Genomic DNA, 11,940 nt, shown 5'->3' on the forward strand with positions numbered 1-11,940 from the left:
TGACGCATGTTCGTCAAACCCGCAGCGGGTATGAAGATCCGCGACCCGGATATGAAGGACTTCCTGCCCGACGAGGGGCGCGACGTGCCGGACGATCACCTCTATTGGGTGAAGCGTTTGAGCGACAAGGATGTCGAGCTCGCCGAGCGGCCCGAGCCGAAGGAAGCTTCGCCGCAAACCGAGGTCGAAGTGCGTGATCAGGATCACGCCGAAACCAATGCCGTTGACGATACGTCGACTCATCGTGAAGGGAGCGTCTGATCATGACGGTACCGTTCAAGAACATTCCGGCCGGTGACCAGATCCGGGTTCCGCTTTTCTACGCGGAAGTCGACAACAGTCAGGCCAATAGCGCCACCCAGACACAGCGCGCGCTCATCATCGGTCAGATCACGTCGGCCGGCGCCGCAACGCCCAACATTCCCGTAATTTCCCAAGGCGCCGCGGACGCGAAATCGGCGGGCGGTCAGGGGTCGATGCTCGCGCTTATGACCGCCGCTTATCGCAATAGCGATAGCTTTGGTGAAGTCTGGTATCTGCCGCTCGCCGACGATCCGAGCGCCGTCGCCGCGGCGGGTTCGATCAACTTCACTGCGGGCGCAACCGCAGCCGGCGTTCTGTTTCTGTACCTGGCCGGACAACTTGTCACGCAAAACGTGACTTCGTCGCTAACGGCGGCGCAACTTGCGACCGCACTCACGGCGACGGTTAACGCGAACACCGATTTGCCTGTGACGGCTGCCGTCGACGGCACCACCACCTCGAAGGTGAACTTCACGGCGAAGAACAAGGGGCTCGCCGGCAACGACATCGACATTCGCGTCAATTACCGCGGCGCAGCCAACGGAGAGGTTACGCCGACGGGGCTGGCGTTCACGATCACGGCGATGACTGGCGGGTCCGTGAACCCGTCATTGACCACCGCGCTGGCGAATCTCGCCGATGCACCGTTCGACTTCATCGTGATGCCGTACACGGACGCGACGTCACTCGATGCGCTGAAGTCTTTCCTCAACGATACGAACGGCCGCTGGAGCTGGTCGAAGCAGATCTACGGGCACTTCTTCGCAGCCTACCGCGGCACCGTAGGCGCGCTCACGACGTTCGGCGTCACACGGAACGACCAGCATGGGACGGTGATGGGTTTCAACGACTCGCCGACCCCCGCATGGTTGCTGGCAGCGGATTACAGCGGCGCGGTTGCGGCAGCGCTCCGGGCGGATCCCGGTCTGCCGCTGCAGACGGTTGCATTGTCGAGTTTCCTGCCGCCGCCGGTCGCGTCGCGCTTCGCGCTCACGGACCGCAACACGTTGCTGTTCGACGGCATCTCCACGTTCACGGTCGCCGACGATGGCACGGTCGCGGTTGAGAACCTGATCACGACCTACCAGAAGAACCCGTTTGGCCAGCCGGACAACAGCTACCTGCAGGTCGAGACCCTGTTCCTGCTGATGTATGTTCTCCGACGCCTGAAGGGCGTCGTCACGTCGAAATACGGCCGGAAGAAGCTGGCAGCGAATGGCACGCGCTTCGCGCCCGGCGCAAACATCGTGACGCCGAACACCATCCGCGCTGATCAGATCGCCGAATACAAGGCGATGGAGTTCGAGGGCTACGTCCAGAACAGCGACGCGTTTGCGGCCGGCCTCATTGTCGAAATCGATTCGCAGAATCCGAGCCGCGTCAACGAGCTGTGGGACGGCACGCTGATCGGCGGCCTGCGGATCTTCGCGCTGCTCGCTCAGTTCAGGCTCAACTGAGATGTTGTTGAAGCGATGTCCGACGTGTAAGGCCGAAAAGCCTTGCACGCCGGATTTTTTCAGTCGCAACCGTCGAACTCACGATGGCTTCGCTGCATATTGCAAGAGCTGTGCGTCTGCGCGTTACCGTGAGTTCTATGAAAAGAATCGCGCGGCGTTGATCGAGCGATCGACAGAGCAGTCGCGTAGGCGACGTCTGGAACGGCCTGAATACGACCGAAATTGGTCGCGAGAATACAAGCGCCGGATCCTGTCGGACCCCGTTGCTTATGCGGCCCACCTGGAACGGAATACCCGATGGCGTGAAGCCAATCCCGATAGGGTCGCTCTCTTCAAGCATTCGCAAAAACCATATCGGGCGGCGCGCACCGCGGCGCGTTATGCCCGGAGGCGTCTTGCTACGCCGAAATGGGTGGATTTATCTGCGATCCGATCGATATACGAGGAAGCAGCGCGGATAACGCGTGAGACGGGCATTCCCCACGAGGTTGATCACATAGTCCCGCTCATGGGACGGATGGTATGTGGACTACATGTCCCATGGAACCTCCGCATCATCACTGGCAAAGCAAATCGAAAGAAGTCCAATAGATTTGCCGAAGAGCACACGCATCTAGGTTCAACCGACATATCGCCGATTACCGGCGATTTTTTTTGCGAGTTCTAAATGTCGAACACGAAAAATCGCATTGCCGGCACAGCGTACCTGTCGGTCGATGGCGTGTCGTACCCGGTAGCTGGCGATTTCGAATACGACCCGAGCGAGCGCGCTCGCGAATCGCTGACCGGGCAGGACACCGTCCACGGCTTCAGCGAAAAGCCGAAGGTCGGCTCTATCAAAGCCACGTTGCGCGATATGGGCGGCCTGTCGCTCAAGCAGATCAACCAGATGGACGACGTGACGGTCACCGTTGAGCTGGCGAACGGCAAAACCGTCATCGGCCGCAACATGTGGACCGTCAATCCTCAGGGGGCGAAGGCGGAAGACGCCACGTTCCCCGTGGAATGGGAAGGTCCGGACGTGTCGGAGAACTGATCCGTGCAAGAAACCATGACCCTTACGTTTCGCCGTCCGATTACCGTCGGGAAGGGCGAAAACGCAAAGACGTACACCGAGCTGCAGCTGCGTGAGCCTCTCGCCGGAGATTATGAGCAGGCCGAGAAATCGGGCGGCAAATATGGGTTCGTCGTTGCGCTGGTCGCTATCGTCAGCGGCGTGCCCATCGATGTCGTCGACGAGCTTTTCTCCAGCGAGATCGACGAAGCGGAGGACTTCTTTAGCGGCTTCGCCGATGAAGCGGTCCTCATGCCGGATGTTCGCAGCCCGGATGAGTTCTCGCTCGAGCTGCAGGCGCCCGTGAAGCTAACGGACGACGCGACCGCGCTCAATGCGACGAAGCTCGATCTGTGCGAGCCGACGAACCTGCAGCGCCGCAAGGCACGGCAGGCCGGCGGTCCGTTCGCGTCGTCGATCGAACTGATTTCGATCGTCGCGCGCGTGCCGCGCAAAACGGTCCGCGCGCTGAGCGCACGCGATTTTCACTCGGCCACCGGCTACTTCAACGGTTTTCAGATTCGCCGGCGGCCCGACTGAGCATGCTGGTCGCCGGCGCGAACGCTCTCCCCGACGGCTGGGAACAGATGCTCGCTGACGCCGCGCACTTCTGGGACATCGCGCCGGCGTCACTCTGGAATGCCACATGGAGTGACGTCGAGTGGCACCTGATCGAAGCGAAGCGAATCCTTTCCGCAAAGCCCAAGCATGGCTAACAAGATCCAGTTCGTCATCACCGCGGTTGACCGCGCGACGTCGACTGTGCGCAAGGTCAAGGGTTCGATAGCGAGCACCTTCGCGCCGGTCACGGCCTTGGGCAAGTCGCTGGCCTCGCTGAGCCGGGAAACGGGATTGAGCCGTCTGGTGCGCGGCCTCACATCGGCGACGCGCGCGGCCGGCGGGCTACTCGCCAAGATCACGATGATTGCGACGCCGCTCGGTTTGTTGGGCGGACTCGGATCGATCGCGGGTCTGGCGTCGATCGTGACGAGCTGGGGGCGTGCGGGACAGGAGATCGACCGGACGTCGACGTTGCTCGGCATCAACACGCAGCAGCTGCAGCAATATCGCGGCGTCGCTCGCCTGGCAGGCCTCTCGACCGACAGCATGGACGCATCGCTGCAGGCGCTTGGCGACACCATGCAGGGCGCCGTGAATGGCCGAGCGCCGGAGACACTGGCGCTGATGAGCGCGTGGCAGATCGGACTGCACCGTACTGCCGACGGCGCCGTCGACGTTTCTCGCGCGATGCTGGACGTGTCCCGCGCGATCCGTTCGAACCTGAGCGCTGGCGGCAACATCCAGTCGGCGCGTCAGATCGCACAGGCGTTCGGCGTGGAGTCGCTGTTGCCTCTGCTGATCAAAGGGCCGAGCGCGATTCAGGACCTGGTGCGGCAATTCGACAATCTGCACGCGACCATGGACCCGAGTGCGATCCGGCAGGCCGAGGAGTATGCGCAGAATATTGCGAAGCTCGAGCTGTCGGTCGTCTCGTTGAAGGACGCACTGGGCAATGCGCTTATTCCGGTGTTGCAGCCGGCAATCGAGCTGATGAGCCAGTGGCTCGCCGTGCCGGAGAACAAGCAGAAGCTTATCGACGGCGTCGCGGGTGCGGTGCGGTTCCTGTCCGATGAGATCAAGAGCTTCGATTGGGAGAAGGCGAAGCGCGGCGCGAGCGATTTCTTCGATCTGGTATCGCGTTCATACGAGATCCTGATGCACGTCGCGCACCTAGGATCACGCGTAAGCACGGGCTTCGAGCGGTTCGGCAATGCGTGGCGCGGTAACGGTCTCAGCACGAACGACGAGCTGGCCGCCGGCGTCAATGGCAACACGACGACTGCAATCGAGTATTTCCAGTCGCGCGGCTGGTCGCGATCCCAGGCGATCGGCATCGTGGCGAACCTGCAGCGCGAGAGTCAGGTTGATCCCACAGCGGTCGGCGATAACGGTCAGGCATACGGGATCGCGCAGTGGCACAAGGATCGGCAAGACGCATTTCAGAAATGGGCGGGTAACTGGATCGGAAACTCGACGCTCGAGCAGCAGCTCGGTTTCGTCGACTACGAACTGCGCAACGGCAACGAGCGTGCAGCAGGATCCGCGCTGGCCGGCGCATCGACGCCTGAACAGGCTGCCGACATTGTCTCCCGGCTCTACGAGCGGCCTGCCGCCGCCGATAGTGAGGCGGCGGCGCGTTCGCAGTTCGCCAATCAGCTTTCCGGCCTATACGGCGGGAGCCCGGCTGTCGCTTCCGCCAATCAGCCTACTGGAGACTCGACGCAGGCGTCTCTGGGCCCGGGCGAGCAGCTCGTGAAGGTCGATATCAACCTGCAGGGCGCACCGCGAGGCACGCGCACGTCCGTCAGTTCATCCAGGAACGTAGATACGAACGTGCGCACCGGTAAAACAATGGATCTCGGAGCTGCTCTATGAATGTAGGCGGCGGCTCGGGTGCCGTGCTCGGCACGACATCCGGCATTACCAATCTCGCGAGCTCACTTGCCGCGCGGCTCGGCGGGACGATGGGATCGTACTTCGACCGGTTGCGCCCGGCGTCTTTTCGCGGGATGCCGTTTGTCTCGCTCTCGGCGGAAGGCTCATTTGGTCGACGGAATGTGCTGCACCAGTATCCAAAGCGCGATACGCCATGGGCAGAAGACATGGGGCGCGCTGCGCGGCGATTCCAGGTGCTGGGGTTTCTCGTCGGCGATGACGTCGTCGATCAGCGCGAGGTCCTGATCAAACTGGTTGAGACGGAGGACTCGGGGGAGCTGATTCACCCGACGTATGGCCGGCGATCGGTCAACGTGATGGACTTCCGCGTCATTGAGCGCTGGGACAAGGGCCGGTACTTTGAGCTGCAGTTTGATTTCGTCGAGAGCGGCAATCGTGTATTTCCGACCGCCGCAAACGGAACGACCAGCCTCATTGCATCCGCTGCAGCTGCACTCGGGCTGTCCGCGGCCGCCGACTTCGCTGCTCGCGCATTAGGCACGCTCGCCTATGGCGCGTCGGTCGTCAACATGGCAGTCGGAACGGCTCTTAGCTGGTACACGACCGCGAAGAATCTGGTGGGCGATGCGCGAAACCTCGTTCATCTCGTGTTTAACCTCCCGGGCGCTTTCGGTCGTTTCGCCGGTAGTGCGACCGTGCCTACGTTCAGCAAGTATCCCGGCTCGTCGGCATCCACGGTCACGACGGTCGATCAGGCCATCGTTCAAGCGGTTCAATCGCGCACCGCAGTGTCGACGGCGTCAGATGTGCTGGCAACAGCTGCGGCCGGCCTCGATGCGAGCTCGACCGACGCATATGCGAACGCCGCTCAGGGCGTAGCCAGTTCGCTGCTGGGGGCCGCACCGAGTCCCGCCGATGGCATGCGGCTTCTGACGTCATTGGCCGACTTCTATCCGGACGCTCCGACGACGTCGTCGACGATCGGCGGCGCGATGGCAACGATGCAATCTGCGTCCGGAGATCTGTTCCGTCGCGCGGCGATCGCATCGGTCGCGATCGCCGCGTCGAAGTATCAACCGACTTCCTCGGATGACGCCGCAGCTGTTCGCGAAGCCGTTACGACGCTGATTGATGCGGAGATCGAGGTGGCCGGCAATCAGGGCGAGGATTCGACTTACGGCGCATTGCGCACGCTGCGTGCCGCTGTCGTGCAGGATCTGAATAAACGGGGCGCAGGCCTGGCATCGATCGCCACATTCAATTTCAAGGCCAATCTTCCCGCGCTCGTGATCGCGCAACGTCTCTATCGCGATGCCAGCCGCGCAGACGAGCTCGTAGCTCAAGCCAACCCGGCACATCCCGCCTTCATGCCTCAGACATTCAAGGCGCTTTCTTCCTGACGATGACAGACGATCTGACTTTGATGCTCGACGGGTCCAACGTCTCGGGCTGGGAGCGTATTCGCGTGACGCGTGGCATCGAGCGGCTGCCGAGCGAATTCGAGATCGAGATGACGGACCTGTTCCCGGGCCAGCTCGACTCGATCAGCGCAATACCCGGGCAGAAGTGTCAGGTGGCGCTCGGCGAGGATGTCGTGATCACCGGATATGTGGATCGCGTCATTCCGGGTGTCGCGCCAGAGCGTCACTACATCAGGGTGATCGGCCGAGGCAAATGCCAGGATCTTGTCGACTGCAGCGCAGTATGGCCGGGCGGTCAGATCAGTGGCTCAAATGCGCTGCAGATCGCGCAGAAGCTTGCGAAGAGCTACGGCATCACCGCAACGAGCGACGGCAACGATGGACCTAGCATCCCGCAGATCAACCTGATGATCGGCGAATCGGCGTTCGAGGTCATCGAGCGTGTTTCGCGATATGCGGGGCTGCTCGCGTATGACTTGCCCGACGGCAATCTGAGACTCGCCCGCGCGGGCGTCGAAGCGCATACATCGGGTTTCGTCTATGGCGAGAACGTTGAGGAAGCGGAATTCGAGTGGGGCGCCGACCTGCGTTATTCGGCGATCGATGTGTACCTCCTCACGATGCAGACGATGGGGGACGCGGGCGTGAATCTGGTGCCCGTCGCAACGGCCACCGACGCGACAGTCGATCGATTTCGCAACTTGTATGTCGTCTCCGAGCAGGTTCAGGCCGGCCGCAACATTGCGCAGGAGCGGGCGAACTGGGAGGCGGCACGCAGGGCGGGCCGATCGCAGGCTGTTCGAGTGCTGACTGACAGCTGGCGAGACGGCAGCGGGGCGCTTTGGACGCCCAACACGCTCGTTCCGGTCACGATACCGCCGCTCAAGATTCCGGAAGAGACCTTCATGTTGATTTCCGAAGTCACCTACACGCTCGACGAAGAGGGCGGCACCCACGCGTCCCTTCTGCTGATGCCGCCGGCGGCATTCACGCCCGAGCCGACCATCTTGCAGCCGCTCTCACCCGACGTCGTGCGCGGCGCACCCAACGCACCATGAGCGACTATCTGACGCGCACGGCACGGCGGGTATTGAACGGGTTGGCACGCGGCATCGTGCAGCTGGTCGCTGATGCGGGCGACGTGCAACGGATGCAGGTCAAGTTCGGCCCGCTCGAGACCATCGATAACATTCCGCGCTGCGCGGAATACGGTTTCGTCTCGAACCCTCCCGACGGATCGGATGCCGTCGTGATCTTCGGCGGCGGCGATCGCTCGAACGGCGTGGTGATCGGGACGGGAAACGCCACCTATCGGATGAAGCAGCTCGCGAGCGGCGAGGTAGCGATTCACGATAGTCGTGGGCAGTCCGTCTATCTGACGGAGTCAGGCATCAAGATCGACGGCGGGGGTAACCCGGTCCTGTTCACGAACCTGACGAAGCTGCGGGTCGAGGCGCCCATCGAGAGCACGGGAGACATCACCGACAACGTCGACACGACAGGACGCAGCATGGAAGCCGATCGTGCGATCTATGACGGCCACACGCACGATGTCGTGAACATCCAGACCGGCGGAAGCACGCGCACGTCTAACGCCCCGAATCAGCCGGAGTAACCGATGCCCGACATCACGATCGTTTGGGACGTCGACAACAGCCGGGGCGACTGGCAGCTCGTTGGGCCCGCGCTCACCACTGGCAACGATCTCGACAACGGCATTCTTATCAGCCTGTTCACCGATCGCACGGCGAACCCCGATGACCCGATCCCGGATGGGACAAATGATCCACGGGGATGGTGGGGTGACCTCGGCGAGGATGTGCCGATCGGATCTCGCCTATGGCTTCTCAGCCGCGCAAAGCAGACGCAGGAAACGCTCAATAACGCGGTCGACTACGCGCGCGAAGCGCTCGAATGGATGATCGACGACGGCGTGGCTGCGCGCATCGACGTGCTTGCGCAATGGGTCCGATCTTCGTTCCTCGGGCTGCAGGTCATTCTCTATAAACAGGACGGCACCACCGTGGCCTCGAAGAGCTACGCGTGGGCCTGGAACCAGATCTCCTGATATGCCATACGCACGCAAGACACTCGCGCAGATCCGGTCTGACGCGATGGCCGATATCGCGGCCGCGCTCGAGGGATCGGACCCGCTACTGCGCTTCGCAGCATTGAAGATCATTGGCGTCGTGCTCGCGGGCATGACGAATGAGGAGTACGGGTATCTCGACTGGATCGCGAAGCAGACGAACCCATTCACGGCCGAGGGCGAGTACCTGCAGGCATGGGGCGCTTTGAAGAAGGTCTATCAGAAGGACGCGAGTGCAGCGCAACTGTCGGCCACGTTCCAGGGAGCCAACGGCAAGCCGCTCAGTGCCGGTACGGCGATCGTTCGTGGTGATGGAGCGACGTATACCGTCCTGGCGACCCAGACAGTATCCGGTGGATCGGTAACCGTCACGATCGTCGCCGACGTTGCCGGCGCAGCTGGTAATGCCGATGCGGGAACCGTCGTATCGCTTGATGTGGCTGTTGATGGAATCCAGTCTACGGGTTCCGTCTCAGGTACTGTGGCGTCGGGCGCAGACATCGAGGATCAGGAAGAGTTTCGCGATCGCGTGCTCGAGGCGTATCAGCAAACGCCGCAGGGCGGCGCAGCGCCGGACTATGTTCAATGGGCGCTCGCCGTTGCGGGGGTCACACGCGCCTGGTGCGCGCCGAACGGATTCGGCGCTGGCACCGTGGTCGTGTATGTGATGCTTGATGACGCGCAGGCGGCGCATGGAGGATTCCCTCAAGGCACGAATGGCGTGTCACAAAATGACAAGGGGCCCGGCGGCCTTCCGAGAGCCACAGTTGCAACAGGCGATCAACTGGTTGTTGCCGACGCGATCGTATCGAAGGAGCCCGCGACAGCGCTCGTTTGGATCTGTGCGCCGATACAGAATGTGCTTTCGTTCGTACTTTCTGGCACCTCGAGCTGGTCGACGGCGACGAGAAATGCGGTCGAGGCAGCAATTGCGGACGTGTTCTTCCGGAATGGTGACCCGCGCGGCGGCACGATTGATCGGTCGGACATCGAGATCGCAATAGGTTCTGTCGCTGGCACGTCGGGATTTGTGATCACTTCTGTAACGGGTGTAATTAGCGGCGTCACCACGCCATACCCAGGGAATATCACAGGCAGCTTCGGTTCTCTCCCGGTTCTTGGCGGCGTCACATTCAACGCGTAATCCATGCTCGCACCGAATCTCACTGCAGCGGACTTCCTGTCTGCATTGCAGGCGCTTATGCCGCGCGGCCGCGTCTGGCCGCGCGACGGAGACGCCGTTCAGACGAAGACTCTGGCGGGCTGTGCGCCGACGTTCGCGCGTCTGACAGTCCGTTCCAACCAGCTGCTGGTCGACGGGTTCCCCGCATCGGCATATGAACTTCTGCCGGAGTGGGAGGCATCTCTTGGCCTTCCTGATCCATGTGCAGGCGCTGCACCGACGATCCGGCAACGTCAGCAGCAGGTTGATGCGCGATTCGCGAATAGCGGTGGTCAGTCGATCGAATACTTCATCGATTTTGCCGCTGCGCTCGGTTACACGATCACGGTCGTGCAATACACGCAGGCTCGCGCCGGCCTGCTTAGGGCTGGAGATCCAGTCAATGGGTACGACTGGAACTTTGCCTGGAAGATAACGGCGCCCCTCAATACTGTCGTGCGAGCAGTAGCAGGGGCGATGGCCGCCGGCGACCCACTTGCCGCGTGGGGAAACAACGTTCTCGAATGCGAAATCAACGCCGTCAAACCGGCGCACACCATTCCCATTTTCGCTTATGCATAAGAGGTCATATGTATCGCATTGATGACGCAACTGCAGCAGCAACACTGCCGCCGCCAGAAGCAGCTGGTACCGAGGGATATTTCACAGAGGGCAACCCCGCGACCGGCACGCCAGCGACCAACGTGCGCGGTTCCTGGCTGAACATGCTTCAGGAGGAGTTGCGTGCAATCGTCGTTGCCGGCGGCCAGACGCCCAGCAAGACAACTTATAATCAGGTGCTCCAGGCGATCCTGACGCTGATAGGGCAACCGACGACAAACCGGGTGTCGGGAGTCGTCGGACAGGCGAGGAACCTCGCAATGTCGGTTGCGGCCGCTTCAACTACGGCGACGCTCACGGCCGATGAGATCATTGTCGAGTCGGCGCTCGGCGGTTACCGATACTGCATTCCGAGCTTCAGCAAGACCATCAATCTGGCGACGACCGGCGCGGGTGGGATGGATACCGGATCCGCCCCCGTGTCGGGCTATGTCGCTCTCTATGCGATCTACAATCCGCAAGCTGCTGTTTTCACGGGTTCGATCAGCGGAACGACGCTGACGGTATCGAGTGTCGCGTCGGGCGTGCTCGCCGTCGGGCAATATGTGCAAGGCGCGGCACCAGGCACGACCATTACAGCGCTCGGAACTGGAACGGGCGGAGCGGGTACCTACACCGTTTCTATCTCGCAGACGCTCGCCGCGAGCGGGCTCTCTGCAGGCTCAGCAGCTCTGCTCGCAGCGAACGCGACGAGCGCCGCTGCGCCAAACGTATATGGCGGTGCGAACATGCCCGCCGGATATACGGCTTCGGCGCTCGTTTCGGTCTGGCCTACTAATGCTAGCTCTCAGTTCGTGACGGGACTCCAGAAGGAGCGCCACATCGGAATCAATGGGCTGAGCACCGCGTTCACAACGTCGACGGTAGCAGCGACGCCGACGTCGTTTTCGTTGGCAGGAAAGGTGCCTCGTAATGCCACAAAAATCTACGGTTCCATTGGGTGTGCATCGACGGCCGCAGCGAGTGGTATGGTCCTCCAAGTGATGTCCGATGCGAACGCCAGTGACTTGCAGCAAATAACGGGGTCGATAAACAACAACGTTACCTCTTACATCAATTTCGCGCTGTTGGTGAGTACGCTGCAGACCTTGTTCTATCAGGCGTCGAATGGCGCGGGTACGCCGACATATTCGGTCGTTGTTTCAGGCTACGACTTTTAACGGACTTTGACATGAGCCAGATTTACGTTCAATTTTCGGATAACTCAGAGGCAGAAATCATCTCTTATTTCACTTGCCCTCAGGACCCGGTGGTGTGGCCAAATCAAGGGACCGTGGATGCCAATGACACGCGATGGATCACATATTGCGCCTCGTTGCCCGCGCTGATTCGAAACACCATCCAGCCATCAGAAAGCTAACCTGAGCGGGCTATTT

At 61.4% G+C, this 11,940-nt stretch carries 13 protein-coding genes; all 13 read left to right on the top strand.

Annotation, left to right across the window (positions count from 1 at the left end; all coding sequences use genetic code 11):
• Positions 1-6: 6 nt before the first annotated feature.
• The 13 genes from KFO72_RS07705 (at position 7) to KFO72_RS07765 (ending at position 11,724) form a co-directional block, all read left to right on the top strand.
• Complete coding sequence (locus tag KFO72_RS07705; protein ID WP_225031811.1) at positions 7-261, top strand: DUF2635 domain-containing protein; 255 nt, start codon at positions 7-9, stop codon at positions 259-261.
• Positions 262-263: 2 nt separating this feature from the next.
• Positions 264-1,760, top strand: a complete 1,497-nt coding sequence (locus KFO72_RS07710; protein WP_225031812.1) for a phage tail sheath subtilisin-like domain-containing protein — start codon at positions 264-266, stop codon at positions 1,758-1,760.
• A gap of 667 nt (positions 1,761-2,427) precedes the next feature.
• Positions 2,428-2,796 carry a phage tail tube protein gene (locus KFO72_RS07715; RefSeq protein WP_180719663.1) on the top strand — a complete coding sequence of 123 codons (369 nt, stop codon included), beginning with the start codon at positions 2,428-2,430 and terminating at the stop codon, positions 2,794-2,796.
• Between the two features lie 15 nt (positions 2,797-2,811).
• The gene (locus KFO72_RS07720) at positions 2,812-3,354 is read left to right on the top strand and encodes a phage tail assembly protein (RefSeq protein ID WP_224030326.1); all 543 of its coding nucleotides are present in this window, start codon (positions 2,812-2,814) and stop codon (positions 3,352-3,354) included.
• Between the two features lie 2 nt (positions 3,355-3,356).
• A complete protein-coding gene (locus tag KFO72_RS07725; protein WP_224030327.1) occupies positions 3,357-3,530 on the top strand; it encodes a hypothetical protein in 174 nt (57 codons plus the stop codon).
• Positions 3,523-5,250, top strand: a complete 1,728-nt coding sequence (locus KFO72_RS07730) for a phage tail tip lysozyme (protein WP_225031813.1) — start codon at positions 3,523-3,525, stop codon at positions 5,248-5,250. The genes KFO72_RS07725 and KFO72_RS07730 overlap by 8 nt, the downstream gene beginning before the upstream one ends.
• 23 nt (positions 5,251-5,273) lie before the next feature.
• Positions 5,274-6,671, top strand: coding sequence for a DNA circularization protein (locus KFO72_RS07735; RefSeq protein ID WP_225031814.1), 1,398 nt, complete (start codon positions 5,274-5,276; stop codon positions 6,669-6,671).
• Positions 6,672-6,673: 2 nt separating this feature from the next.
• On the top strand, positions 6,674-7,750 hold the full coding sequence (locus KFO72_RS07740; RefSeq protein ID WP_225031815.1) for a phage baseplate assembly protein: 1,077 nt from the start codon (positions 6,674-6,676) through the stop codon (positions 7,748-7,750).
• Positions 7,747-8,307, top strand: a complete 561-nt coding sequence (locus KFO72_RS07745) for a phage baseplate assembly protein (protein ID WP_225031816.1) — start codon at positions 7,747-7,749, stop codon at positions 8,305-8,307. The genes KFO72_RS07740 and KFO72_RS07745 overlap by 4 nt, the downstream gene beginning before the upstream one ends.
• 3 nt (positions 8,308-8,310) lie before the next feature.
• Positions 8,311-8,760, top strand: a complete 450-nt coding sequence (locus KFO72_RS07750; protein WP_224099650.1) for a phage GP46 family protein — start codon at positions 8,311-8,313, stop codon at positions 8,758-8,760.
• A 46-nt stretch (positions 8,761-8,806) separates the two neighbouring features.
• Complete coding sequence (locus tag KFO72_RS07755; protein ID WP_225031817.1) at positions 8,807-9,925, top strand: baseplate J/gp47 family protein; 1,119 nt, start codon at positions 8,807-8,809, stop codon at positions 9,923-9,925.
• Between the two features lie 3 nt (positions 9,926-9,928).
• On the top strand, positions 9,929-10,525 hold the full coding sequence (locus tag KFO72_RS07760; RefSeq protein WP_225031818.1) for a YmfQ family protein: 597 nt from the start codon (positions 9,929-9,931) through the stop codon (positions 10,523-10,525).
• An 8-nt stretch (positions 10,526-10,533) separates the two neighbouring features.
• Complete coding sequence (locus KFO72_RS07765) at positions 10,534-11,724, top strand: hypothetical protein (RefSeq protein WP_225031819.1); 1,191 nt, start codon at positions 10,534-10,536, stop codon at positions 11,722-11,724.
• Positions 11,725-11,940 lie beyond the last annotated feature (216 nt).

The organism is Paraburkholderia sp. XV (assembly GCF_020177535.1).
GTDB lineage: Bacteria > Pseudomonadota > Gammaproteobacteria > Burkholderiales > Burkholderiaceae > Paraburkholderia > Paraburkholderia caribensis.

What these genes read in the sequence shown, in the direction of transcription:
- KFO72_RS07705 (WP_225031811.1), top strand. Translation starts at nt 7, where the DNA reads ATGTTCGTCAAACCCGCAGCGGGTATGAAGATCCGCGACCCGGATATG.
- KFO72_RS07710 (WP_225031812.1), top strand. Translation starts at nt 264, where the DNA reads ATGACGGTACCGTTCAAGAACATTCCGGCCGGTGACCAGATCCGGGTT.
- KFO72_RS07715 (WP_180719663.1), top strand. Translation starts at nt 2,428, where the DNA reads ATGTCGAACACGAAAAATCGCATTGCCGGCACAGCGTACCTGTCGGTC.
- KFO72_RS07720 (WP_224030326.1), top strand. Translation starts at nt 2,812, where the DNA reads ATGACCCTTACGTTTCGCCGTCCGATTACCGTCGGGAAGGGCGAAAAC.
- KFO72_RS07725 (WP_224030327.1), top strand. Translation starts at nt 3,357, where the DNA reads ATGCTGGTCGCCGGCGCGAACGCTCTCCCCGACGGCTGGGAACAGATG.
- KFO72_RS07730 (WP_225031813.1), top strand. Translation starts at nt 3,523, where the DNA reads ATGGCTAACAAGATCCAGTTCGTCATCACCGCGGTTGACCGCGCGACG.
- KFO72_RS07740 (WP_225031815.1), top strand. Translation starts at nt 6,674, where the DNA reads ATGACAGACGATCTGACTTTGATGCTCGACGGGTCCAACGTCTCGGGC.
- KFO72_RS07745 (WP_225031816.1), top strand. Translation starts at nt 7,747, where the DNA reads ATGAGCGACTATCTGACGCGCACGGCACGGCGGGTATTGAACGGGTTG.
- KFO72_RS07750 (WP_224099650.1), top strand. Translation starts at nt 8,311, where the DNA reads ATGCCCGACATCACGATCGTTTGGGACGTCGACAACAGCCGGGGCGAC.
- KFO72_RS07755 (WP_225031817.1), top strand. Translation starts at nt 8,807, where the DNA reads ATGGCCGATATCGCGGCCGCGCTCGAGGGATCGGACCCGCTACTGCGC.
- KFO72_RS07760 (WP_225031818.1), top strand. Translation starts at nt 9,929, where the DNA reads ATGCTCGCACCGAATCTCACTGCAGCGGACTTCCTGTCTGCATTGCAG.
- KFO72_RS07765 (WP_225031819.1), top strand. Translation starts at nt 10,534, where the DNA reads ATGTATCGCATTGATGACGCAACTGCAGCAGCAACACTGCCGCCGCCA.